At 42.5% G+C, this 24,848-nt stretch carries 25 protein-coding genes; 16 read left to right on the forward strand and 9 right to left on the reverse strand.

The features are described 5' to 3' along the window. Window positions 1-74 precede the first annotated feature (74 nt). From ACKWCA_RS15540 to ACKWCA_RS15550, 3 genes are all read right to left on the reverse strand, one after another. Entirely contained in the window at window positions 75-665 is a 591-nt protein-coding gene (locus ACKWCA_RS15540; RefSeq protein WP_413979122.1) for a porin family protein, read from the reverse strand. Between the two features lie 47 nt (window positions 666-712). Beyond that, complete coding sequence (locus tag ACKWCA_RS15545; RefSeq protein ID WP_413979123.1) at window positions 713-1,309, reverse strand: outer membrane beta-barrel protein; 597 nt, start codon at window positions 1,307-1,309, stop codon at window positions 713-715. A 227-nt stretch (window positions 1,310-1,536) separates the two neighbouring features. After that, the gene (locus tag ACKWCA_RS15550; RefSeq protein ID WP_413979124.1) at window positions 1,537-2,043 is read right to left on the reverse strand and encodes a hypothetical protein; all 507 of its coding nucleotides are present in this window, start codon (window positions 2,041-2,043) and stop codon (window positions 1,537-1,539) included. 192 nt (window positions 2,044-2,235) lie between these two features. Between ACKWCA_RS15550 and xerA the strand changes: the two genes are divergently transcribed. After that, window positions 2,236-3,138 carry a site-specific tyrosine recombinase/integron integrase gene (gene xerA, locus ACKWCA_RS15555; protein ID WP_413979125.1) on the forward strand — a complete coding sequence of 301 codons (903 nt, stop codon included), beginning with the start codon at window positions 2,236-2,238 and terminating at the stop codon, window positions 3,136-3,138. Window positions 3,139-3,142: 4 nt separating this feature from the next. Here the strand turns inward: xerA and ACKWCA_RS15560 are convergent, their stop codons facing one another. Further along, entirely contained in the window at window positions 3,143-3,649 is a 507-nt protein-coding gene (locus tag ACKWCA_RS15560) for a hypothetical protein (protein ID WP_413979126.1), read from the reverse strand. A gap of 243 nt (window positions 3,650-3,892) precedes the next feature. Here ACKWCA_RS15560 and ACKWCA_RS15565 point away from each other — a divergent pair, with 243 nt between their 5' ends. The 5 genes from ACKWCA_RS15565 (at window position 3,893) to ACKWCA_RS15585 (ending at window position 9,184) form a co-directional block, all read left to right on the forward strand. Then, window positions 3,893-5,599, forward strand: a complete 1,707-nt coding sequence (locus ACKWCA_RS15565; protein WP_413979127.1) for a glycoside hydrolase family 13 protein — start codon at window positions 3,893-3,895, stop codon at window positions 5,597-5,599. A 65-nt stretch (window positions 5,600-5,664) separates the two neighbouring features. Next, window positions 5,665-6,480, forward strand: coding sequence for a carcinine hydrolase/isopenicillin-N N-acyltransferase family protein (locus ACKWCA_RS15570; protein WP_413979128.1), 816 nt, complete (start codon window positions 5,665-5,667; stop codon window positions 6,478-6,480). A gap of 21 nt (window positions 6,481-6,501) precedes the next feature. After that, a complete protein-coding gene (locus ACKWCA_RS15575; RefSeq protein ID WP_413979129.1) occupies window positions 6,502-7,929 on the forward strand; it encodes an amidohydrolase in 1,428 nt (475 codons plus the stop codon). A gap of 105 nt (window positions 7,930-8,034) precedes the next feature. Continuing rightward, the gene (locus ACKWCA_RS15580) at window positions 8,035-8,529 is read left to right on the forward strand and encodes an RNA polymerase sigma factor (RefSeq protein WP_413979130.1); all 495 of its coding nucleotides are present in this window, start codon (window positions 8,035-8,037) and stop codon (window positions 8,527-8,529) included. A 4-nt stretch (window positions 8,530-8,533) separates the two neighbouring features. Next, window positions 8,534-9,184, forward strand: a complete 651-nt coding sequence (locus ACKWCA_RS15585; protein WP_413979131.1) for a hypothetical protein — start codon at window positions 8,534-8,536, stop codon at window positions 9,182-9,184. A gap of 4 nt (window positions 9,185-9,188) precedes the next feature. On the opposite strand, the gene ACKWCA_RS15590 is transcribed toward ACKWCA_RS15585, so the two are convergent. Next, window positions 9,189-9,998, reverse strand: a complete 810-nt coding sequence (locus ACKWCA_RS15590) for a lysophospholipid acyltransferase family protein (RefSeq protein ID WP_413979132.1) — start codon at window positions 9,996-9,998, stop codon at window positions 9,189-9,191. A gap of 41 nt (window positions 9,999-10,039) precedes the next feature. Further along, the gene (locus ACKWCA_RS15595; protein WP_413979133.1) at window positions 10,040-10,681 is read right to left on the reverse strand and encodes an NUDIX hydrolase; all 642 of its coding nucleotides are present in this window, start codon (window positions 10,679-10,681) and stop codon (window positions 10,040-10,042) included. Here ACKWCA_RS15595 and ACKWCA_RS15600 point away from each other — a divergent pair. Next, entirely contained in the window at window positions 10,680-11,393 is a 714-nt protein-coding gene (locus ACKWCA_RS15600; protein WP_413979134.1) for a peptidylprolyl isomerase, read from the forward strand. The genes ACKWCA_RS15595 and ACKWCA_RS15600 overlap by 2 nt on opposite strands. A gap of 76 nt (window positions 11,394-11,469) precedes the next feature. Here the strand turns inward: ACKWCA_RS15600 and ACKWCA_RS15605 are convergent, their stop codons facing one another. Together ACKWCA_RS15605 and ACKWCA_RS15610 are read right to left on the reverse strand one after the other, a co-directional pair. After that, window positions 11,470-12,072, reverse strand: coding sequence for a trimeric intracellular cation channel family protein (locus tag ACKWCA_RS15605; protein ID WP_413979135.1), 603 nt, complete (start codon window positions 12,070-12,072; stop codon window positions 11,470-11,472). A 122-nt stretch (window positions 12,073-12,194) separates the two neighbouring features. Further along, window positions 12,195-12,911: an RDD family protein gene (locus ACKWCA_RS15610; RefSeq protein WP_413979136.1), complete on the reverse strand. Its 717-nt coding sequence runs from the start codon at window positions 12,909-12,911 to the stop codon at window positions 12,195-12,197. A 171-nt stretch (window positions 12,912-13,082) separates the two neighbouring features. On the opposite strand from ACKWCA_RS15610, the gene ACKWCA_RS15615 reads away from it, so the two are divergent. From ACKWCA_RS15615 to ACKWCA_RS15655, 9 genes are all read left to right on the forward strand, one after another. Continuing rightward, window positions 13,083-14,042, forward strand: a complete 960-nt coding sequence (locus tag ACKWCA_RS15615) for a stage II sporulation protein M (RefSeq protein ID WP_413979137.1) — start codon at window positions 13,083-13,085, stop codon at window positions 14,040-14,042. Next, on the forward strand, window positions 14,039-14,926 hold the full coding sequence (locus ACKWCA_RS15620) for a hypothetical protein (protein ID WP_413979138.1): 888 nt from the start codon (window positions 14,039-14,041) through the stop codon (window positions 14,924-14,926). The genes ACKWCA_RS15615 and ACKWCA_RS15620 overlap by 4 nt, the downstream gene beginning before the upstream one ends. 2 nt (window positions 14,927-14,928) lie before the next feature. Further along, a complete protein-coding gene (locus ACKWCA_RS15625; protein WP_413979139.1) occupies window positions 14,929-15,666 on the forward strand; it encodes a DUF4129 domain-containing protein in 738 nt (245 codons plus the stop codon). Further along, window positions 15,659-16,873, forward strand: a complete 1,215-nt coding sequence (locus tag ACKWCA_RS15630; RefSeq protein WP_413979140.1) for a DUF4350 domain-containing protein — start codon at window positions 15,659-15,661, stop codon at window positions 16,871-16,873. Before ACKWCA_RS15625 ends, ACKWCA_RS15630 begins: the two co-directional genes overlap by 8 nt. After that, window positions 16,863-17,936, forward strand: a complete 1,074-nt coding sequence (locus tag ACKWCA_RS15635) for an AAA family ATPase (RefSeq protein WP_413979141.1) — start codon at window positions 16,863-16,865, stop codon at window positions 17,934-17,936. Before ACKWCA_RS15630 ends, ACKWCA_RS15635 begins: the two co-directional genes overlap by 11 nt. Window positions 17,937-17,940: 4 nt before the next feature. Beyond that, a complete protein-coding gene (locus tag ACKWCA_RS15640; protein WP_413979142.1) occupies window positions 17,941-19,272 on the forward strand; it encodes a DUF58 domain-containing protein in 1,332 nt (443 codons plus the stop codon). Window positions 19,273-19,465: 193 nt separating this feature from the next. Beyond that, window positions 19,466-20,551 (forward strand): PorV/PorQ family protein, encoded by a 1,086-nt coding sequence (locus tag ACKWCA_RS15645; protein WP_413979143.1) that lies wholly within the window; start codon window positions 19,466-19,468, stop codon window positions 20,549-20,551. 119 nt (window positions 20,552-20,670) lie between these two features. Further along, window positions 20,671-22,365, forward strand: coding sequence for a gamma-glutamyltransferase (gene ggt, locus ACKWCA_RS15650; RefSeq protein WP_413979144.1), 1,695 nt, complete (start codon window positions 20,671-20,673; stop codon window positions 22,363-22,365). A gap of 19 nt (window positions 22,366-22,384) precedes the next feature. Next, entirely contained in the window at window positions 22,385-23,851 is a 1,467-nt protein-coding gene (locus ACKWCA_RS15655; protein ID WP_413979145.1) for a M20 family peptidase, read from the forward strand. Window positions 23,852-23,889: 38 nt separating this feature from the next. Here the strand turns inward: ACKWCA_RS15655 and ACKWCA_RS15660 are convergent, their stop codons facing one another. Beyond that, the gene (locus tag ACKWCA_RS15660) at window positions 23,890-24,813 is read right to left on the reverse strand and encodes a 3-keto-disaccharide hydrolase (RefSeq protein ID WP_413979146.1); all 924 of its coding nucleotides are present in this window, start codon (window positions 24,811-24,813) and stop codon (window positions 23,890-23,892) included. Between the last annotated feature and the right edge of the window lie 35 nt (window positions 24,814-24,848).

Consider the following 24,848-nt stretch of genomic DNA (forward strand, 5'->3'; position numbering starts at 1 on the left):
GGTTAAAATTAGGCTATTTCACCTTAAAAGAAAACGTTGGTCTTGGTAACTACTATCATTTTCTCAATATCAATCTAAAAGAAATAGGCCGCTCCTACCTGAAATACACCATTGGTAAGATTGATATCATCCAGAATCTTAGTGAAACCGGGACTAAATCGCAACTGAAAATAAAGATTCTCGTTCAGTCGATAGCCCCCACCGATATTGATCCCGAGGTTGATTTTGTTCGTTTCAGAGCCCGTAACTGGGTCGTCCCAGCTGTCGGCAATCAAAAAGCCGATTTGTGGTCCAAGCTCAACGGCGATCTCCTCTGTAATATGGTACTTGCCCATTAGCGGGATGTTCAGGTAGTACAGGTTCAAATTGTCCAAACCAACATCAGCCCCTTGTAATGAAAAAACCAGTTCCGGTTGCAAATAAAAACCATCAAAAAAAGCAGGTATCTCAGCAATACCCCCGGCATAAACACTAGGTCGTGCAGAAATACCGGTGAATCCGGAGCCGAAAAAAGTAGATGCTCCGAAACCTGCCTTGACCCCAATATTGAATTCAGTGTCGGCACTACTGCCGCCTCCGACGTTACTGGTGCCCTGAATAACTTGTGCGTTACTGGTGCTCAGACCGATAAACGCGCATACGATAAATACTACTGTTTTTTTCATAGCAAAAATGATTTAAGGTTAATAAGAAAAGATATGAGGCGTATCTCTTAGAAAAAATAAGCAATTCCAATATTAAAGGTCGATGCCCTGACTTTTAACGAGTTGTTCAACGGACCGTTATAGCGATTGGTCATTTCAATAGCAAAACGGGCTTGGGCAGAGAGGTTGTCCGTAATATCGTAACCCGCTCCGAAACCAAGATCGACTCCGGTTTTACTGATGACGTCATCAAGGTTGCCATTCGACCCTACAACATCTTCAATATCACGTATGGCACTTTTGATTTCCCCAACATTCGTAGAAATATTGAATTGAGGCCCTACCTGAATATTCAGTCCATCTAAAATGTAATACTTGGCCATAATGGGTAAAAATATAAAGCCCAAATCCCCAGCGCTGCCGTAGGTTAACTCTGCCTGCGCATGAAATTTTTCGGTAATACCGACATCACCGATGGCGCCTACATAAAATCCTACCTTGTTAATGGCATTGAGATCGAGCAGATCAAAACCTATTACGGATAAATTAACGCTTGTATTCGAGTTGATCAGTCCACCGGTCACTCCGATCTTAATATCGTCTTGGGCGAAAAGGGTAGCGGACATACATATGGCACATAAGGCCATGTAGAGGGATTTTTTCATAATAGTTGTGTTTCGTTGTTTATAGATCATAAATATAAAAAAATTGGCCATCAAAATGCCAAACCTCACGGCATTTCAACGAAAATGGGACCTCCCCTTGCTTTGTCTTGCTTTTTGAAGAAGTACATCGACTCCTTTAAAGTCCGCTGAACATTTCAGCGGTCTTTTGAAAAACAAAAAAGGCGTGAATTTCTTCACGCCTTGCCATATTTTTTGTTTTACTATGCCTAGAACAAGATTAAAAAGCCGGCTAAAACCGAAGAGAAGGTGGCGTCACCATTCACGGCAAAATAGGAAATATGAAATTCCTTGGTGCCGCCGTTCATATCAATACCTAGGGAGGGTCTATAGTAAAATCCGCCTTCGTTTCCACTATTCACGCCAAGGGCATACCCCACATCGGCTCCGAATTTAAATCCGGAAGTTGGATAGATGCGCACAGAACCCGCCAAAGGAACATATTGCACATTATCAAACTTGGCCTGTATACTTCCTGCTTCTTGTGTTTCTCCAAATGCATTGGAGAATCCGGTAGCAATACCTAAATCGATTTCCCTTGACACCCCCCAATGATGGTAAAGGTCTACGCCCAAGGTAAAACTATATGCTTCCGAGAAATCACCGACAACGAGACCTCCGTTGATTCCTGCTCTGAAATTCGTACGGTCCACCCGCTGCGCCTGCAGCGACAAAGAAGTTGTGACCAGTAATACTAACACTATAAAAATTCTCATGATAAGGGTTGGTTTGTTGGTTTCATTTACAAACTTAGCATCTACAGCGGTATTTGATAATTATTAGTTGTCACTGCATCAAAATACGTTGTAAACTGCTGTCTTTTTGAGGTCGCGACCTTTTCTTTTTTTGTTTTTTTGACATCCTATCATGGCGATCGGATTTGCTTCCAGAAAAGGTATCTTTGGTATATGAACTGGAAACAGGCTCAAGAAGACTATAGGAGCTATCTTAAAATTGAACGGGGACTTGCACAGAATTCCATCGTGAACTACCTATTGGATATCGAGAAATTAGTCCTCTTTCTGAATGGAAATACGATTTCGGATAGCCCCATTCAAATCCAAAAAGATACCCTTCAGCAATTCATCTACGATATCGCAAAAGAGGTCAATCCCAGATCTCAGGCCCGTATCATATCAGGACTTAAAAGTTTTTTCAATTATCTGGTTTTCGAAGACTACAGACCTGACAATCCTATGGACCTTATCGAATCGCCAAAAATAGGTCGGAAACTGCCCGACACCTTATCGCTAGACGAGATTGACGAGCTCACGCGCGCCATTGACCTGTCAAAGCCCGAAGGCGAACGAAATAGGGCTATCATAGAAACCCTATATGGTTGCGGTCTTCGTGTATCCGAGTTGATCCACCTCCGTATATCGGACCTCTATTTTGAAGAAGACTTCATTAAGGTCACAGGTAAAGGAGATAAGCAGCGCTTTGTACCGATAAGCGATATCACCAAGAAATACATCGATATCTACCGCAAACAGATCCGGATTCATCAAAAGGTACAGAAAGGCTCGGAAGATATCCTTTTCTTAAACCGTAGGGGCAAACAACTCACCCGGGCCATGATCTTTACTATTGTTAAACAACTTGCGGAAAAAACAGGCCTCCGAAAAACCATCAGTCCACATACGTTTAGACATTCATTTGCCACGCACTTGTTGGAAAATGGGGCAGATTTACGCGCTATTCAACAAATGTTAGGTCATGAAAGTATTACGACAACCGAGGTGTATATGCATGTTGATCGAACTTACCTGGCCGATGTGATCCATCAATTTCATCCAAGATCATCGGATTGAGAATTCAAAAACGATACTTTCCCTTCACTTTCAGAAGACTTGGAATGCCATTGCTACCAGAAGAATTAGCATTGAAGTTCAAATCGTGAACCGCTTCAAGTTGCATAGCCTCATTCAGTTCATAGCCCACTCCGTTCAACACTCTCATAGGCATGGATAGAACGGGAGACTCTCCCAAGACCTTTTTCTGTTCTATTTGGAGTCCTACTCCAGAAAAAAGGTACATTTTTTCAGATGGGTACCATTTGAGCCTAAGGGAAATGTCGAAAATATCAGCAGTTCTATAGGTATCATAAAACCCCTGTAATTCCGCCTGTAATTTAGGACTCAACCGATACATTACGGAAAAGTAGGAATGTTGTTCTTGAGTACCAAAATCGGCATAGGAAAAACCGTCATAAGACCACCTTGATATCCCAAAAGAACTTTCGGAAGGCAGCTCATCAACAGACTGTGACATCAGCAAAGACATCGTAAAAAAGGTAAAAAAAGTAAAACGTAAATTTCTCATAAACCCTCACTTTCTTCCTAAACTTAACGCAAATAATAACATGATCAACTTCACACAATGAACCTTACCACTTTTTTAACAAAAATAAGGTCAAACCCAGTTGGTATTTCCTTCTTAAGATCTACATCTTAAAGGTGTTTTTTAGGAATTCCCCAACTACCTAATAAACGCAATCGTTGTAGTTGGTTTTTAGGGTATTTTCCTTAGGATTTTATCATAATCATATCCTATATTTATCTACTAATGCAAAAAGAAAAACACTTGGAACTGAACCGTCAATGGTGGAAAGAAGGTATCGTTTACCAAATATATCCTAGAAGTTTTCAGGATACTAGCGGTAACGGAATCGGTGATCTTCGTGGTATCATCAAACGTCTGGACTACATTAAAAGCCTAGGTGTGGATATCATCTGGCTGAACCCTGTTTACGAATCCCCAAACGATGACAATGGTTATGATATCAGCGATTATCGCAGTATCATGAAAGAGTTTGGTACAATGGCCGATTTTGATGAGCTATTGGCGGGTATGAAAGAAAGAGGATTGCGATTGGTCATGGATCTCGTAGTCAACCACAGCAGTGATGAACACCGTTGGTTTCAAGAATCTCGAAAATCGAGAGCGAATCCGTACCGCGATTACTATCATTGGTGGCCAGCGGAAAAAGGAATTCCCCCAAAAAGATGGAGCTTCTTCGATGTCGAAAGTAACGCATGGAAATATGATCAACAGACCGATGCCTATTACCTCCATTGCTTTTCCGTCAAACAGCCGGACCTGAAATGGGAAAACCCAAAACTACGCGAAGAGATATACGATTTGATGCGTTTTTGGTTTGACAAGGGCGTAGATGGTTTTCGCATGGATGTCATTTCCTTTATTTCAAAAGACACTGATTTTCCGAAGCTACCTGAAAAATACAATGGGGAATTTATCCCTTTTTATGCCAATGGCCCAAAATTGCACGACTATCTGCTTGAAATGAATCAAAAGGTGTTAAGTCAGTATGATGTGATGACCGTAGGCGAGGCTCCTGGAGTACATATTGACGAGGCGTTACAGTTTGTAAATGAAGATCGAAACGAGCTCAATATGTTTTTTCATTTCGATTTAATGTCATTGGATCGGGAGACCGGAGAAACGTTCATGATGCAAAAGGAGCCTTGGAAACTGACCGAGTTCAAAAAAATACACAGTGATTGGGACGGCGTTTTCGCCAACAAAGGTTGGGGAAGCATGTACCTCAACAACCATGATTTCCCAAGAAGTGTCAGTCGTTGGGGCAACGATTCAAAAACACATTGGTACAATTCGGCGACCATGTTACAAACCTTTCTACTGACCATGAGAGGCACACCATACTTTTATTATGGCGAAGAAATCGGCATGACCAACATCAAATTTGAAACGCTCTCCGACTATCGTGATATCAATACCATTAACCGGGCGGAAACCATAAGACAGCAAGGTGGCAATTTAGAGGCCTTCATTGAAAACGAAAAAGATGCAAGCCGTGATAATGCACGAACCCCGATGCAATGGGATAGCTCTGAAAATGCCGGGTTTTCGGTTGAAAACCCTTGGATCAGCGTCAATGGCAACTGCAGAGAAGGAATCAATGTGGCAGCGCAAGAAGCCGATACGCATTCCGTACTAAATTATTTCCGTAAAATGGTGCAGTTGCGAAAAAGCCATCTGACCCTGATCTATGGCGAATACCAACTTTTGCTTCCTGAAAATGAGCAGGTATATGCCTATACCCGCAGCTTGGAAAAAGAGTGTTATTTGATTTTACTTAGTTTTTCGGAAGACCGAGCTACCGTGCATTTCGATGAGATGAGCGGCACACAGGCCAAGCTACTGATTTCAAATGACGATGCCAATACAAGGGTGGATAACGGTACATTCGAAGTACGCCCATATCAAGCCATGGTCTACAAATTGTTTTAACCATAGTGAGTCGGATATCGGCCGATTCACTATATTTAAAGACAATTTAAAACCAGAAGACACTTTTGAAAAAAATTTATCCCTACGCATTCTTGGCATTCTTTTTTTTCACCTATTTAAGTCACGCATGTTCGGTATTGTACTATGTTGATTCGGAAACCGGAAAAATCTATGTTGCCAATAACGAAGACTACTGGTACAACGTTGAAGCTTACCTTCAAATAGAACCAAAATCAGGAAGCAAATGGGCGCATCTTTGGTATGGTTGGGATGATTTTGCCCAAGGGGGCGTCAATCAAGCCGGCCTTTTTTTTGATGGGGCGGTTACTCCAGATCAACAAAAAATCAAGGGAGCCAAGAAGTATAAAGGCAACCTAGGAAGTGACATTCTAGCTGAATGCAAGTCGGTTGAGGAAGCCCTTGAGTTTCTGGAAAAGCAAAGGATCGGGTTATCAGATGCCCACATGATGCTTGGTGATGCTTCTGGACAAGCCGTTATCGTGGAATGGATAGATGGGATTAAAAAAGTCATTCCGATCGAGAAGAATCGGTTGATTATGACCAATTATCTGGTATCGAACCCCGAAGCCGGAAATTATCCTTGTCGAAGATACAGTGCCATTGAATCGGCCATAACCCGTATGGAATCCAGTGACAGACCCATCGACTTTTTAAGTGTAGCCAAGACCTTAGAGGGCGCCGTACAAACACCGAGAACAGATAAGAAAGGGAAAACCGGGGGTACGCTCTACTCCACTTTTATCAATATCACGGATATGGAATTCGTCTTGGTGTATAAGCTTGATAACGAAAAGATCAAAAAACTTGATCTTGACGAAGAATTCGAAAGTACACATCAACAAAGAATACAACTCAACTAAAACTCATTTAACGTATCGTACATGAAAAAATCAATACTCAGCATTACAAGTATACTTCTTTTCGTTTTTGTCGGCAACGCCCAGAAAAAGACGGAGGATGTCCTCAAGAAATTAGACAGTAAGTCCGAAGTTTACGGTGGCATTGCCCAAAATATTTGGGAATTAGCCGAAATGGGCTATCAAGAAGAAAAGAGTTCCGCGCTATTACAAGAAACTTTGAGTGCAGAAGGCTTCACCATCAAAAAAGGGGTTGCGGGAATTCCGACGGCATTTATTGCCGAATATGGTAGCGGTGCACCCGTAATAGCCATAATGGGAGAATACGATGCACTACCCGGACTGTCACAGGAGGCAGTACCTGAAAAAAAATCGGCCGGAAAAGCAGCGGGACATGCCTGTGGGCACCATCTTTTTGGAACTGCGTCGACAGCAGCGGCAATTGCTACCAAAGATTGGATGATAGCATCTAAAACCTCAGGCACCATTCGTTTTTATGGTACTCCAGCAGAAGAAGGTGGATCAGGAAAGGTGTATATGGTACGTGAGGGACTTTTTAACGATGTGGATATCGCATTGCATTGGCATCCGAGTTCGCAAAATGCTGCCAGTGCCGGTGCCGCATTGGCAAATAAATCCGCCAAGTTTCGTTTTTACGGTGTTTCCTCACATGCTGCCGCAGCGCCGCAAATGGGTCGATCTGCTTTAGATGGTGTTGAGGCGATGAACGCCATGGTCAACATGATGCGTGAACATGTCATCCAGGAAGCTAGAATACACTATGTGATTACGGATGGGGGGAAAGCCCCGAATGTGGTACCTAATTTTGCCGAAGTGTACTACTACGCCCGTCATAATACCCGTGATGTGGTCATTGACATTTTTGATCGTATCGTCAAAGCAGCCGAAGGAGCAGCGCTCGGAACCGGCACCACAATGGATTATGAAATGATAGGGGGCACCCACGAACTACTTCCCAACCTCACACTTCAAAAAATCATGCATGACAATCTCTCCAAAGTAGGTGGACTTACCTACTCTGCCGAAGAAAAAGCATTTGCAGATAAAATCGCGGTCAGTTTGGGACAAAAAGAGGCCGATCTCGCTACCGCAAAAAACGTGCAACCCTATAAGACCGAGGCCCGTGCTTTTGGTTCTACGGATGTAGGTGATGTAAGTTTTACTGTACCGACGGTCGGAATGGGAGCGGCTACTTGGGTGCCTGGTACGCCTGCCCATAGCTGGCAAGCCGTGGCCGCCGGCGGAACCTCCATAGGAAAAAAGGGGATGATGGTCGCAGCGAAAACCCTCACCCTGACGGCCATTGATCTTTTTAAGAATAAAGATTTAGTCGCCAAGGCAAAGGCCGAATTCATTGAAAAGAGAGGGGCCGATTTCAAATACGTTCCCCTACTTGGTGATCGCGCGCCCGCCTTAGACTACAGAAACTGATTTCGGTTTACGAACTGAAACGGAAAATGGTCGAATTATCGGCCATTTTCTGTAACAAAACGGCGAAGCCATCAACTAATAGGTAACAACTACCACCAATCATAAGTGAATAAAGAACTGGAACACCAATTTGTGACGGAACTAGAGAGCAATCAAAATATTGTTCATAAGGTCTGTACCCTGTACACGAATGATAGGGACTCGCACAATGATTTGTTTCAAGAGATAACAATTCAATTGTGGAAGGCCTATCCGAAGTTCAGGGGTGATTCAAAGTTCAGTACATGGATGTACCGCGTGGCATTGAACACCGCAATTACACTCTATAGAAAATCGAAAAGACGGATACAGACCCAAGATTATGAATCTGTAATTTTTAAGATCAAGGCCGACGAATACGATGAGACGGAAGAACAACAATTGAAATTGATGTACAAAGCGGTCAAACAACTGGGCGATATTGATAAAGCCCTGGTTTTTCTGTATTTAGAAGATAAAGACTATAGCGAAATATCCGAGACCTTGGGTATCACAGAGGTGAACGCCAGGGTAAAGATGAATCGTATCAAGACAAAATTAAGAACCATATTGAATCCTTAGGGTTATGACGGACGAACTGGACCTTTTAAAGAAAGATTGGCAGAAAAAAGAAGAACATCTTCCGAAACTGTCTTTCAACGACATTCATACCATGTTATGGAAGAAATCTTCTTCTATAGTAAAATGGATATTGATTATCAGCATTTTAGAAATTTTGCTTCCACAATTGCTGTACTTGATTCCGTCTATGAAAGAAGGTATGGAGATTTATAAACAAGCAGGTGTAAGTCCTTATTTTTTCGGCGTATCCGCGGTCTATTATATTGGTGTTGCTTATTTTATCTACCAATTTTATCGAAGGTACAAAGAGATATCGGTGCTCGATAATGCCAAAAGCCTGATGCGGAAGATCATAAAGACCCGTAGAACCGTAAAGCATTACGTGATTTTTTCGTTATCCGTATGTTTTATCATGTTCGTGATCTTTGCTTTTTTCATTTATTTCAATGATGCCTTTTTACTGTCCATTGAAGGTGTTTCGGAACGCACTTCGGAGGTCTCGCTGGAAAAAATCAAGACCGCCGCTATACTTGCCATGATTATCGGTGGAATAGCTTTTACCATAGTATTGGGCGGGATTTATTTTCTACTCTATGGCTTGCTCTTGAAAAAGCTGAAGAGAAACTACTCCCAATTGAAAAAACTGGAAGTATAGCACATTAACTCTTGGCGCTGTAGCGGCGTTTTTGGTGTTCTTCCTCATAGGCAAGAAGTTCTTCCTTCGAAATTACTTTTAAGAAAGAAGGGTGCTGTTCTATAGCGTACTCCAATTTCTCGATAATCGCTTCAAAAGACTCTGCCTCATAATCGATATCCAACGGCTCTTTGATATGCATCGACTGTAGAATGCCCTTTTTCTTGACACGCAGTCCTTTTTTATCGAACGAGCGCCGGAAACCATCGATGACCACCGGTACTACAACAGGTTTGTACTTCTTAATGATGTGGGCCGTTCCTTTTCGCAATGGTTTCCAAGGCGTAGTTGTACCTTGTGGAAACGTAATGACCCATCCATCGGTCAAGGCCCTACCTATATTTGAAATATCGCTCATTTTAACTTGGCGATTGATATCCTTTCCCTCGGACCGCCAGGTGCGTTCCACGCTTATAGAGCCGGCATAGGCCAATATCTTGGTGAGCAGACTCTTTTTCATGGTCTCCGCCGCAGCAATATAGTAGACGTTCAATTTCGGATTCCATAAATACCCTAGGCCCCTAATACTGTCGTTTCTGCCCTTTAGGCTCGCATTGAACACATGGAACATCGCTACAACATCAGCAAAATAGGTTTGATGGTTACTGACAAAGAGCACATTGGTATCAGGCAAATCCCGTATGATTTCCGAACCTTCGATTTCAAGCTTATTAAAACCCTTATACCGCTGATGGGTCATCACCCCCAAAATGCGGATGAGCCACTTTTTCAAAAACAGTACGTGTCCGAAAGGATTCTCTTTGAATAAGCCCATAGTGTTCGAGGTAAGTTTCGACAAATTTACGAATTCATGCCTTATAATGCCTGTTTCAACAGTTCTTTGATTTCACTGAGCATCATTGCCGTTGCACCCCAAACCGTGTAACCTTCAAGTTTAAAGGCGGGTACCTCAACATTCTCCGCATAGGAAGTACTCAACTTCTGGTGAAATATATTGGAATCGTCCAAAAAGTCGGTCAGCGCCACCTCAATGATTTCCTCCACCTCTGTTTCTTGTCGAATGAAAGAAAGCTTAGAGCGACTTATACCAACATAGGGTTGCACTTCAAAATTGCTGGGCGGTATATACACTTCACTTAACGATTTGATAATCGTCACTTTTTCTGGCGAAACGCCTACTTCTTCATGTGTTTCCCGTAGGGCAGTCTCCTTCAGATCCAAATCCGAAGCTTCCGTCTTGCCTCCTGGCAGCGCAATTTGATTGGAGTGGACTCCTTTGTATGTTTTTCTAAGGATAAGCAGTAAGTTGGTAAGCTGGCCTTCATTCGGGTAAAACAAGGCTAGTACGGCAGCTTTTTTTGGATTTCTCTTTTTGATACGAGCCATCCGCAACTCCTCAACTCTAAATTCCGGTGCCATTTTAAAATGGGAAGCTTCACCCGGTAAAGGCAGATTTTCTATTTTTGAGACTTGTTGTGAAAAAACCTTAAAATCCATGAGTACGAAAAGAATCGTTAGGGCTGCAATATTAATACTATTTTTTTTGGGCGGATGTAAAGATAAGACCAAGGAAGTAAATACTCGAGTGGTCGAGAAAGACACGATTGTTGACACGGCACCAAAAGATACCATTCCGAATAAGGAGGAAGCAGAGGAATTTATGCTAACTGAGGAGAATGCCATTGAGTTCTTTTTTGAATACCAGAAAGACCTCAAAGAGAACGTCCTTAAAATCACCACCAGCATGGGTAGTTTCACTGTGCAGTTATTCGACAACGTTCCTTACCACAAGGCCAATTTCATATACCTCGCCAAGCAGGGGTACTTTGATGGCACTCAGTTTCATCGAATCGTGAAGAACTTTATCATTCAAGGAGGCAATGCCGATGACAGAGAGACCCCCCAAAAAAGAAGGAAGATCGGAAGATACCTGCTTCCCCCTGATGGCAAAAAGGGGTATAAACATCATCGTGGAGTGCTTTCCATGCCAAGTAGTGAACGAGATAATCCGCACAAATTGGCCTCTCCTTACGAATTTTTCATTGTGGTTACTAAACCAGGCTCATATCATCTAGACGGCAGTTATACCCCGTTTGGGAAGGTCATTCAAGGCATGGACGTTGTGGACGACATCAATGCAGTGCCTGTCGGCAAAGGAGACTGGCCTTCAAATAATGTTTACATTGAGAAAATCGAAGTTATTCGATGAGTCGTTTTACAGCTCACCCTAGCTTTTAGTCATAAAAAATTGCGATATCCGTTAAAATCCTTATAAGTGGCATGCTCTAGCGATAAATATTGGGCAGGGCGATCTTGAATTTTACCGCGACGATACGTATTCCGATGATAATCAATATCGCAGCACTGTAGGCATACTCTTCGGTAAAAGGTAACATTCGTAACAAGAAATAAGAAAACGCCCCTAAGATACAAGCCGTAGCGTACACTTCCTTTCTGAAAATAACGGGAATCTCATTGCACAGGATATCGCGTATGACTCCACCGAAACAAGCGGTAATAGTACCCAAGGCTACACACATTACGGGCAGTAATTCTTCATTAAGGCCTTTCTCGACACCGACCATAGTGAAGAGTCCAATACCTATGGTGTCAAATAAAAAAAGAGTCTTACGCAAATATCGCAAATGCTTTGAGAAGAGAATGGCAACGACTACGGCGCTAAGAATGACGATGACGTATGTCAATTCGCGCATCCAGACGACCGGGGTATTGCCAATCAAGACATCACGCAAGGTTCCACCTCCAATGGCGGTTACAAAGGCTATAATGATCACTCCGAACAGGTCAAGCTTTTTTTCCATGGCGACCAAAACCCCTGAAATCGCAAACGCAATGGTTCCCAGAATATCAATGGCAAAGTAAAACATTAGTTGGCTTTGATTTTTAAGTGGTTACAACTTGTCATAAGCGTAGGTAAATCGCAAAAATGGAATCTCTTTAGAACCAATGAAGTTCATTGACAGCTTCATCTTCCAACATTCATGCATTGTCAGAGTTGCTGTGTATAAAAACTATAGTCTTTGATAATGACATCTACGAAGTCTAGGGCTCTCAATTCAGTAGTTATTCCGGTTACCTTTTTAATACGATCGCTCAAAGATACGATAACGTTGTGGTCACCATTTCGTTTGGCGGAGGTGTAGAGGTCTTTAATCGTTTGCATTTCTCGATCTTTGAAAACAGTGACCTGCGGAAACTTGGGTATATAGGCCTCTGGAAGGTCACTGAGCAAGGTATCTTTGATCGAAACCCTTTTCTTCTCACTGATTACCGTGGTACCCGCCGCGATATCGCCAACGCGTTGTCCTTTTCCACGAAGTAGGATCGTCAATACGGCCACACCTCCTGAGGAAAGGGCCACATCAATAATTCTGAGCACCCACCGTACGACATAACTTGAAAAATTAGGTTTGGACCCGTCAAGTTTTACCACGCGTATATGTACCAGGCTTTTACCCACCGTCTTGCCATCCATAAAGGTTTCCAGTAGTACGTAATACAAAAAAGCGGGCAAGTTCAATACCAAATAAAGGGCCCACATATCTTCGATGTCGATATCCATGGTAATCAACAACAAGAACATAAGAACCACATAGACCCAAATAATAAAACTGTCAATGATATAAGCCAACATACGCTCACCAAGGTGGGCTGTATTTTGATGAATGCTTATATTTTGGGCAGTTTCAATTTGAAATTGTTCCATATAATTAGTTTCTTTGGGTGCAGGAAGTCCACTCTATCGTTGAGAAACCTCTTGCAATTTTCATTCAGTTGGGCTATCCGTTTATCTTATTTTTTCTTTACTCCACAACAAAAGTAGATAATATTAGTTCTAAGAACACGAATCAAAATAATCTCTTAATCCCTCATAGTAATGCGAGAAGCCGCATTCGTAAAACGAAATAAGGATAAATGGGCGGTCTTTGAAAACGCACTATCGAACAAAACGGATATAGCACCCGATGTATTGTCCGACCTCTACATAGAAATTACCGACCACTTAAGTTATGCCAAAACCTTTTACGCTGGGAGTAACACCGAATTCTATCTCAACGGCTTAGCTTCGCAGGCGCATCGACAAATCTATAAGACCCAGCGCGATTCAAAAAATCGAATTATCAGTTTCTGGAAAACAGAATTTCCGACCCTATTTTATCATCATAGGCGCGAATTGCTTATTGCGTTTTTGGTATTTGCCTTTTTCACTGCGGTAGGTGCTTTTTCGTCGGCAAATGAGGGCGATTTTGTCCGGTCGATCTTAGGGGATGGATACGTCAATATGACCCTCGAAAACATCGAAAATGACGATCCAATGGCCGTTTACAAACAAATGGGAGAGGTCAACATGTTCCTCGGTATTACCATTAATAATATTACCGTAGCCGTATATGCCTTTGCTTTTGGCATTTTATTGGGTATCGGCACCTTATATATCATGCTGAGAAACGGCATCATGTTGGGCAGTTTTCAGTATTTCTTTTTCGATAAGGGCTTGGGATGGGAATCCGTTAGAACTATTTGGATCCACGGCACTATCGAAATATCGGTCATTATCATTGCCGGATGTGCAGGATTAGTACTTGCCAATGGAATGCTTTTTCCAGGCACCTACACTCGGTTAGAGTCGTTCAAAAGAGGCGTAGTCAATGGTTTGAAAATCATGCTAAGTACCGTTCCTTTTTTTATTATCGCAGGTTTCCTCGAAGGTTTTGTAACCCGTCACACCGAAATGCCAGACTGGCTTGCCATCCTCATTATATCGGGATCACTGGCACTTATTATTTTTTACTATATCATATATCCCTACCAACTCAATAAAAAAACAATACCATGAAAACCTATATAGAATTTAAGAAAAAACGTGAACTCGGAGATATTCTATCCGACACCTTTGCCTTTCTGAGAAATGAGTTCAAACCTTTTTTCAATACTTTTTTAAAAATTGTAGGCCCTTACCTTTTGGTGATGGTCATTTGCATGGCCTTGTATATGTATTTTGCAGGTAATAGCTTCAACAATTTATTATTGGGTGCCGGCTCAAACAACGAGGCAATAAATTTTGCTACCCTTTTCGTAGTCGGTTTCCTTTATATCATTGCCGTTCTTGTGGTGTATGTCATGTCTCAATCGACCACATTGCACTATATCAAGTCATATGCCAATGGAAAGGGTCAAATCAATTTTGATGAAATCAAATCGGATGTCTACAAAAAATTCGGAAGCTTTATAGGACTGGGTTTTTTGGTAGGCATTTCAGTGGTCGTCGGATTTATGTTGTGCTTCATCCCCGGTATTTACCTATGGGTGCCTCTAGCCCTCTCATTCAGTATTTTGGTCTTTAGTGATAAAGGGGCTACCGATGCCTATGGCGAAAGTTTTGCCCTGGTCAAGGATGAATGGTGGATTACCTTTGCAACCCTCTTGATCATTGGCATCATCGTTGGTGTTGCCAATTATGCCTTTTCCATACCCGCCCAAGTATACCAAATTGCAAAAATGGGTATTTTCTCAGGTGAAATGGACGCGGAAACTGTAGTGGACATCTTTAAAGACCCCATTTATTTATTGCTCAACATCATCAGCGCGGTAGCACAGTTTTTACTCAATCTCATCTCCGTGGTTGCAGGGGCTTTCATTTATTTCAATCTCAACGAAAAGAAAAACTTCACAGGTACTTATGAAAAAATTCAAAATCTAGGTGAAATACGCGACAATTAGGCATGCAAAGACTTTACTTCTTGTTCTTTTTAGTTTTCTATGTACTTGTACCAGGCCATGCACAAGAAGATTCGCTTAGCGTCAACTATGACACCGAACGGGTCACCATTCAAAAAATATCGGATGGGGATCTAGAAAAATTCAAGAAGGATCCTAAATTCGATTATGAAATCGTAGAAAGCAACCCGACTTGGTGGGACGATTTCAAAGCCTGGTTGGGCAATCTTTTTCTGCGCTTTTTTGAATGGATTTTTGGTGTAGATGAAGCCGCCGGCGCTTTGGCCCTATTTTTACGGATACTCCCCTATCTACTTCTCGTTTTGCTGCTTTTCTTGTTCATCAGGTTCTTTATGAATGCAAATATGAGCGCAGCAGAAAGTAGCAGTGGTAAAAAACCGCTCGTATCCCTTTCGGAAGAAGAACATATTATCAAAAATGAGGATATTCAAGCTTTGATTCAAAAGGCCCTCGATTCACAAAACTATAGACTAGCAGTACGTTATTACTATCTCTACGTACTACAACTGCTCAGTGAGAAGAAATTCATCGACTGGCAACTTCAGAAAACCAATCATGATTACGAAAAAGAAATCAAGAAACCGGATTTAAAGAAAGCGTTCACCAAAATCACCCGCATCTACGATTACATTTGGTATGGGGATTTCGATATCGATCAGTCACAATACGAGCAGGCAGAGATCATTTTCTCGGATGTCCGCAAAACCCTAAACAATGCTTAAAAAGACGAATAGCTATCTTATCATCGTTGGGGTCACCATAGCACTGCTGATGGTGCTGCAATACAATAAGCCCAAAGAGCTGAATTGGTTTCCGTCATATGTCACCCAGCATAAGATTCCATATGGCACTTTTGTACTTAATGAGCTCATGGGAGAACTATTTCCCCAGATCGAGCAGGTCAACGAACCTCCCTTTGAATACCTGAACGCACATTTTGAGGCGCAAGGCACCTATTTCTTGGTCAATGACAACATTGCTTTCGGAGAATCGGAATTGGCCACCCTATTGGAATGGACGTCGGAGGGTAATACCCTTTTTGTGGCCTCTAGTTCCTTCGAGGAACTATTGTTGGACACCTTGAACCTCAGCACCTCAGGACTCTTTGCGGAATTTGGGGAAGACCACAGCCAAATTCATCAATTGGTCAATCCGGATTTAGATCCGGAAGCGAGCTACCCCTTTTCAAAGGATACCTATTCCAACTACTTTAGTGAAATCGATACGCTCAGAACCACCGTTCTAGGCGTTGTGGACCATCACATAGACTCATTGGCAGTGGCCAAAAAACATTTTGATGTGATTCGACAAGACTATGGCAGTGGTGAAATCATTCTTTCCACTTTTCCGAAGGCCTTCACGAATTACTTTATTTTGAAAGGTGACAATCGCAACTATACAGCTGGTCTCTTGTCGTATCTCGACCCCTCAAGGTCCATTTTTATCGATAACCATTACAAAGCCGGAAAAAAGTTCTATACCTCGCCCATGTATATTTTCTTGAACACCAAGGAATTCAAATGGGCTTATTATCTCGTTTTAGTTGCCGCCCTTATTTATGTGCTGTTCGAGGGGAAAAGAAAGCAACGGGCGATTCCTGTAGTGATACCTTTGAAAAATCAGACCTTGGCTTTTACTCGTACCATTGCGGACATGTACTATGAAAAGAACCAACGTCGGCCTATCGTGACCTATAAAATAGAACAGTTTCTAGAATATATCCGTTCCCATTTGCACATGGAAACCGTAGAACGCGAAGAAGAGTTCTATAGAAATCTCGCTTCCAGAAGCGCACATACCTTTGACGAAGTCAAAGCGCTATTTACATTTCTTGAACGCCTAAGGGACCAAAGTGAAATCAGTGATACCGAACTCGCAAAACTAAATACGTCCATAGAAAAATTCAAACATAAAGCCAATGGAAAATAAAGAATCGAACACCAACGAACAGTCTTCCGAAGAACTGAAGAAAACCGAAGAAATATCACAAAACAGCAACGCAACGGTACCAGCTGCTGAAGCGCTGAATTTTAGTAACCGTATTCCGTTGGAAGACCTTAAAAATGCCGTGGAAGCAATCGAAGCCGAACTGGCGAAAGTAATTGTAGGTCAACGAGATTTCATCGAACTGCTGATTGTTTCGCTCCTAGTTGACGGGCATGTACTCATTGAAGGGGTACCGGGCATCGCCAAGACAATTACGGCAAAGTTGTTCGCAAAAACCCTCAAGACCGAATTCAGTCGTATTCAGTTCACTCCTGATTTGATGCCTAGTGACATTTTGGGAACATCGGTGTTCAATGCCAAGTCTACTGAATTCGAATTTAAGAAAGGGCCTATTTTCTCGAACATCATACTCATCGATGAAATCAATCGGGCTCCGGCAAAAACACAGGCTGCCATGTTCGAAACCATGGAAGAACGGCAGGTGACCATGGATGGTGTTACCTATCCCATGGATACCCCGTTTATGGTGCTCGCCACACAAAACCCAATTGAACAAGAGGGCACCTACGCGCTTCCGGAGGCGCAACTGGATCGATTTCTATTCAAGATCAAGGTAGCCTATCCGTCTGCCGAAGAAGAAATCAAGATCATTCAAACGCATCACGAGCGTAAAGGATCTAAACCACAAGCGCTTATCAACGATGTGCTGACACCAGTAAAACTGAAAAGCTTTAAAGCCAAGATCCAGGAGGTCATTGTTGAGGAAAAAATCATTAAATACATCGCCGACATTATTACAAAAACACGAAACCATCCGCATCTGTATTTAGGCGGTTCGCCCCGTGCCTCAATCGCCACTTTGAACGCCGCAAAGGCAATGGCGGCCATGAAAGGGCGTGATTTTGTGATTCCTGAAGATGTCAAGCGGGCCTCGATTCCCGTTTTGAATCACCGCATCATTCTAACACCCGAACGTGAAATGGAGGGTATGACCACTGAAAGTGTGGTGAATATGATCATTGAATCAATTCAAATTCCGCGATAAGCGTATGCAATTTCTAAAGTCGTTTTACATACATAACAGCTTTTTCAGGTATGTCGCCATACTTTCAGCATGCTTTGTGCTATCGTACTGGTTACCGCTCCTCTACCCGATTGCCTGGTTATCGACTTTTATTTTATTGTTGCTTTTTATCGTAGACACCTACCTCTTGTATGCCTCCGGAAACCATCTTGAAGCACGGCGTGCATTACCGGCCAAACTATCGAATAGTGACTTCAATCCGATACAAGTTACCTTTAGTTCGACATATCCGTTCAAAGTATTCATTTCACTAATTGATGAATTGCCCATTCAATTTCAAAAACGGGATTTTGAGCATCGTACCAGCCTCTCAAAGAATGAAATCTCCGAATTTGAATACACCGTTCGCCCGGTAGACAGAGGCGAATATGTTTTCGGAAACCTGATACTGTTCGCCTCTACGTTCTTACGGATCGTTAAGCGCAAATATGTATTCCAAAAAGACCATATGGTTCCGGTATACCCTAGTATCATACAGATGCAACAATATGATTTCTTGGCGATCAGCAACAAACTGACTCAATTCGGATTGAAGAAAATCAGGCGCATCGGGCATACCCAAGAATTTGAACAGATCAAAGAGTATGTTCAAGGTGATGACTTCAGAACCATTAATTGGAAAGCCACCGCAAAGAATGTCGCCCTTATGGTCAATCAATATCAAGACGAGAAATCACAACCCATTTACTCGATTATCGATACCGGAAGGGTCATGAAAATGCCATTCAACGAGCTCAAACTATTGGATTATGCCATCAATTCGACATTGGCTTTCTCGAATGTCGCTTTGAAACGAAACGATAAGACCGGCCTCATCGCGTTTTCCAAAGACATAACGACCTATGTGCCAGCAGTGCAAAAAATAACGCACCTGAATACCATACTCGAAAAGCTTTATAATATCGATACGGCGTTTACCGATTCCGATTTCGGATTGCTATATGCCCATATCAAAAGAAAAGTGACCAATAGAAGCCTGTTACTGCTTTATACCAACTTTGAGCATATTTCCGCATTACGACGACAATTGCCTTTTTTATTGGCCATTGCGAAAAAGCATGTACTGGTAGTTGTATTTTTTGAAAATACTGAATTGCAGGAACTGATTACCCAAGATGCCGAAGACGTGCAGACCATTTATCATAAGACTATCGCCGAAAAATTCGCCTTGGAAAAGAGGTTGATGCAAAAAGAGCTTCAGCAATATGGTATTCAAACGATTCTAACCAAACCGGAACAGTTGACCATTAATACCATCAATAAATATTTGGAGATTAAGGCAAGGGGATTGTTATAATAGCAACTTTCGATCCCACCAGATAAACATCATCATTCTAAAGTCGGAACAGACCTGGTTTGAAGACAATTATTCTGATTTTATCCTCGATCACATAAGTTTCTTTTAAAACCTCCGTTATGACTGTTAGGTGGCTACCTCATTGGAAGGGTTTGTGGCTATCATTCAACAGAACAAAACTAGCCACTACCAAATGTACCACCGCAAGGATGTTTATCATACCGATAAATCTTTCACACTGTGGTTATTCATTGGTATAACATGCCTCTTTCTTTTCAAAAGTGTAGCCCAAGACACGAACATAGAACCGGTTAGAGATGCCTATCTCAGCATAGCTACTGATGCAAGAGCCGCTGGTCAAGGAGACCTAGGCGTCGCGACTTCCGTTGACGCTTTTTCTCAATTTTGGAATCCCTCAAAATATGTTTTCTCCGAAGTGAAATCTAAAATCGCACTGACCCAAATTCTTAATAATGGTAGTGGTTTGACTAATTTTGAGCAGCTCAATGTAACTTTTTATAACAATCTTGAACATAGCAGCGCTTATGCAATAAGTGTTCGCAATTATGCGTATGGTATAGATTCATTTGTCGAATCCGGGGCTTTTCAAACAGCACATGAGGTGGCCATAGAAGGCTCATATGCAATACGCCTAAGTAACGAATTTGCTATGTCGGTGTCGGGTCGGTTTATTTCTTTAAAAGGGAAAGTACCGCTTATCGATGGTTTTGGCGGTGAATCCGCATCAAATCTGTACGGTATTGATGTTGCTGGTTTCTTCAACGGAAATGAAATAGCGTACAGTAAATTCAATGGCCGATGGAGGGCTGGTTTTAGCATCTCCAATTTAAGAGGGAAATCCTTATTCGATAATACGGATATTGAAATCTATGCGCCATCAATGCTGAAAATAGGTGCAGGTTTTGACTTCATTTTCGACCACGAAAAAAAATTGAGTGTTACCACGGAATACAAAATGCTACTCGATTCATATGTTGAGAATGAAGAAGGCGAAAGACTTGACTTTGGTTTAGAAGGTTCGGCCCTTGCACTGGGGTTTGAGTTCATTTACAGAAAAAAAATTAGTGTAAGATCAGGCTATTCGCGTGGTCTGAACAGAGTAACAGATACGTTTTTTACTCTAGGGAGTGGTTTCCATGGGCGTTACGCCGATGTCGATATCGCCTTTTTACTCGGTCTGTCCGACGAAGAGAATCAGTTTCGTGAAAAGTTACGTATCTCGGTAAGCCTTGATTTAGCAGAAGTACTTTCTAACTGATCATGACATCTTGAAAAGCTCGGAATAACTTCTCAAACACGATTGTATTTTATTCTTATCTTCAGCAACGTATTGCAATGAATCTTTAGTAAATTCAGGACCTCCTAAACCAACTAACTATGCCGATCTTGAAATGGAAGAATATACACCGTACCATCTTATTGGTATTCCTTGGCGCTGCACTTCTAAACGCCCAGACGTATTCCAAAAATGGGATGGTCGTTTCCTCAGATAAAAGTTCTTCCCAGGTGGGAGCGAACATCTTGAAAAAAGGAGGGAATGCCATTGATGCGGCAGTGGCTACTGCCTTTTCTTTAGCGGTCACCCATCCTTCGGCGGGAAACATCGGAGGAGGAGGATTCATCGTCTTCATGAATTCCGAAGGAAAGACGACTACCATCGACTTTCGAGAAAAAGCCCCTTTAGCTGCGACCAACGATATGTATCTCGATTCAACAGGAACCCTTATCGATGGAATCAACCATAAAAGTGCCCTATCCATAGGAGTACCGGGCACCGTGGCAGGATTGTATTTGGCCCATCAAAAATACGGCAAACTCGACTGGGCAACCGTCGTGCAACCAGCAGTTGACCAAGCCCAAAATGGATTTGTTTTTAATTGGTCATTATATCGAGCAGCACAATACTTCACTAAAAACGAGGGCACCAATGCCTTCATGGACGAATACTTCCGCAATGAAGAAGGGGAAGTTACGGAACCCGGTGAGCTATGGACGCAACCGGAATTGGCAACCACCTTGGCCCTGATACGCGATAACGGTCGTGACGGGTTCTACAAAGGAAAAACGGCCAAGAAAATTGCCGATTTCATGAAGAAAAATGAGGGCATCATTACCAAAAAAGATTTAGCAAAATATGAGGCCATAGAACGCGAACCTATTAAAGGCACCTACAAAGGGTATGAAATTTACTCCATGCCTCCGCCTAGTTCCGGTGGAGTCGCCTTGGTTGAAATGATGAACCTGATGGAGCTGGCGGATTTCAAAACCATTGAATTCAATTCGGCCGAACATTTACATTTGGTAGCCGAGGCCATGCGAAGGGCATTTGCTGACCGGGCGGAACATCTTGGTGACCCCGATTTTAATTTGAATATGCCCTTGGCTAAACTAACTTCAAAAACGTTTGCAAAAGAACGCTTTAAAGGTATTGATATGGGGAAAGCTTCGGTAAGTGACTCCACCCAATTCGGAAGGCTTTATGATGGCGAGAGCACTACGCATTTGTCGACTATGGATAAAGAAGGAAATGCTGTTTCGTTGACCTATACTTTGGAATACAGTTATGGTTCTCAAATGGGCTCGGACGAGTTGGGCTTCATTTTCAACAACGAAATGGGCGATTTCAACCCGCAACCCGGTATCACCAAAAGCAATGGTCAAATCGGTACGGCTCCGAATCTTGTGGCACCAGAGAAACGGATGCTTTCGAGTATGACTCCAACGATAATCGGGAAAGACGGAAAACCGTTTTTGGTGATCGGTAGTCCTGGTGGACGAACCATCATCAATACCGTTTTTCAAACCGTGCTCAACGTCTTAGAATTCGAGATGCCCGTTGATAAGGCGATTGAAGCCTTGAAAATCCACCACCAATGGCTGCCCGATCAAATTGTCTATGAAAAGCTTTTGCTTTCCCCGGATACGCGAAAAGCGCTGGAGGCAAAAGGACATATCTTAAAAGAACGTTTTAACATGGGGGCACTGATGGGGATAACCTACGACCCCGAAAAACAGGTTTTTATTGGCGCTTCCGATTCCGGTCAACCGGATAGTGGAGCGGTAGGTTATTAATTTCCAAATACTGTATTGCATGAAAATCTTAAAAAAATCTTTGTTATTCCTACTGCTCGCCTTCATTCTTTTTGTGGGGTATCTATTTATCAATACGCTCGGCTTCGATTCCAAGCAAATTTCCGTAACGCCGGTAACACCTGCGGTAGGAAACCCTCAAGCAATCGATCACTTTGCGGAAGCGCTAAAAATTAGGACGGTTTCTCCTGAAAAAAGTATTGATTTCGATTCCTTGCAGTTTGGTAAATTCAATCATTTTTTAGCGGAGACCTACCCCTTGGTGGATTCACTTCTAGACAAAAAAATCTTTAACTCATTCAGTCATCTGTATAAGTGGCAAGGTTCAGATTCCGATTTGAAGCCTATTATCCTTATGGGACATTTAGATGTGGTACCCGTGATAGAGAAAAACCTATCGGAATGGAAAGTCGACCCTTGGGCAGGAACCATCAGGAACGATACCATCTGGGGGCGCGGAACTATTGATGACAAGGTAGGGGTTGTTGGAATCATGGAAGCGGTCGAACAACTGCTTTCCCAAAACTTCAAACCCAAGCGAACCATGTATTTCGCCTTCGGCCATGATGAAGAAATCGGTGGTAGAAACGGAGCAGTAGCCATGGCCAACTATCTGCAACAACAGGGTGTCAAGGCAGAATACGTCTTAGATGAAGGTGGGGTTATTTCAGAAGGACTGGTCCCGGATATGACAAAAGAAGTTGCACTAATCGGTACGGCCGAAAAAGGATACCTGTCTTTAAATCTAAACATACGTATAGAAGGAGGACACTCATCAATGCCCGGTAAGGAAACCGCCATAGATGTCATGAGTAATGCCATTACCGCACTTAAAAACAATCCGTTACCGGCAAAAATCACCATTCCCCTCGAACAGTTCATGGAATATCTAGGTCCTGAAATGCCTTTTTTGAACAAGATGGTATTCGCCAATAAATCGGTTTTAGGGCCGATCTTGCTCAATGTCTACGAATCTACCAGTTCGGGAAATGCCCAAATCAGAACGACAACCTCCCCGACCATTTTTAATAGTGGCGTAAAAGATAACATCATCCCAATGACAGCAAGCGCTACCGTAAACTTTAGGATATTGCCGGAAACCACTTCCGATGACGTCATCGCCCATGTAAAAAGGATAATCAATGATGACCGTATCACGATTACAAAAGGAAGTTTTGTATCGGAACCCTCTAAGCTGTCCGCTACCGATAACGCTCAATTCAATACGTTGAACACGACCATATTGCAGCTTTTTCCTGAGGTTATCGTTACACCGTATTTGGTGGTTGGTGGCACTGATTCTCGGCATTATGGAGAGGTGACCGATAATATTTACCGTTTCTCACCGATACATCTGAACAAACACAGTCAAAAGTCCTTTCACGGACTTAATGAACGTGTTGCGGTCAGTGATTTTTACGACGCCATAGCCTTCTATGTTCAATTGATACAGAATAGCAATCAATAGAACATATTTATAAAATTGTTGCTTTAAGAACAAATTGCCTACTGCATCGGCGTAATCTCAATCGACTTGAACTCTACCGGACCATGATCACCTTGAATTAAAATAGGTCCTGGGGCCGCTTCATCGTTATCCAAGGCACCACCCGTCATGCCCGGTATATTTTGATTGCTGATAATCGTTTTTCCATTGGCAACGATCGTCACACGGCGACCGATTAACGTAATATCGTAGGTCTGCCATTCACCGGCCGCTTTCGCCACATTTTCATTGGGGGTCAAGTGTCCATAGATTCCACCAAAATAAATATCCGAGGGTTCAAGTCCTTTGTTATCCGCAATCTGTACCTCATACCTGCCACGGAGATAAAGACCACTGTTGCTCCCTTTCGGGTACCTAAATTCAACCGATAATTTGAAATCTGAAAACGTTTCTTCGCTCACCAAATTAGCTCCTTGTTTGTCGCTCGTTAGAATTCCGTCTTTTACGACCCATTGGTTTTCCCCCATAGCCTTCCATCCTTCCAAATCCTTGCCATTAAAAAGCTTTTTCGATTTTCCCCACTTTGGGTTTTCGGTATAGGGTAATTCAGGTGACGGTTTTCCCGTCCACGTATATATTTTTCCGTCGGTGTAGATGAGGGTCCCTTTGAGCTCGTTCCCTTCTTGGGTTCCGATCAACTGCATGTCAATACCTTTAGGTTCCCATTGATTGGGAATCGAGAAGCTGAACATTTTTTCTTTGATCTTCACCTCGGCCACCGGTCTAGCGCTCCCGAACTTATAACAAAAACGCCCTACCATTGTGTTGGTTCCTGAATGGCGCACCTCCAACCAAGAGGGGAATTCCTTTCCATCTTCGGTGATAGTCAAATTCCATTTGCCCTCTAAAGGATGTCCTTCTTGTGCAAATGTGACCATTGACAATATTAGTGAAAAGGCTACTGAAACGAATCTTGACTTCATAGGAATTGCGTTATGTTAGATTTCAAATATAAGAA

The sequence above is a fragment of the Maribacter corallii genome (assembly GCF_047345415.1).
Classification (GTDB): domain Bacteria; phylum Bacteroidota; class Bacteroidia; order Flavobacteriales; family Flavobacteriaceae; genus Maribacter_C.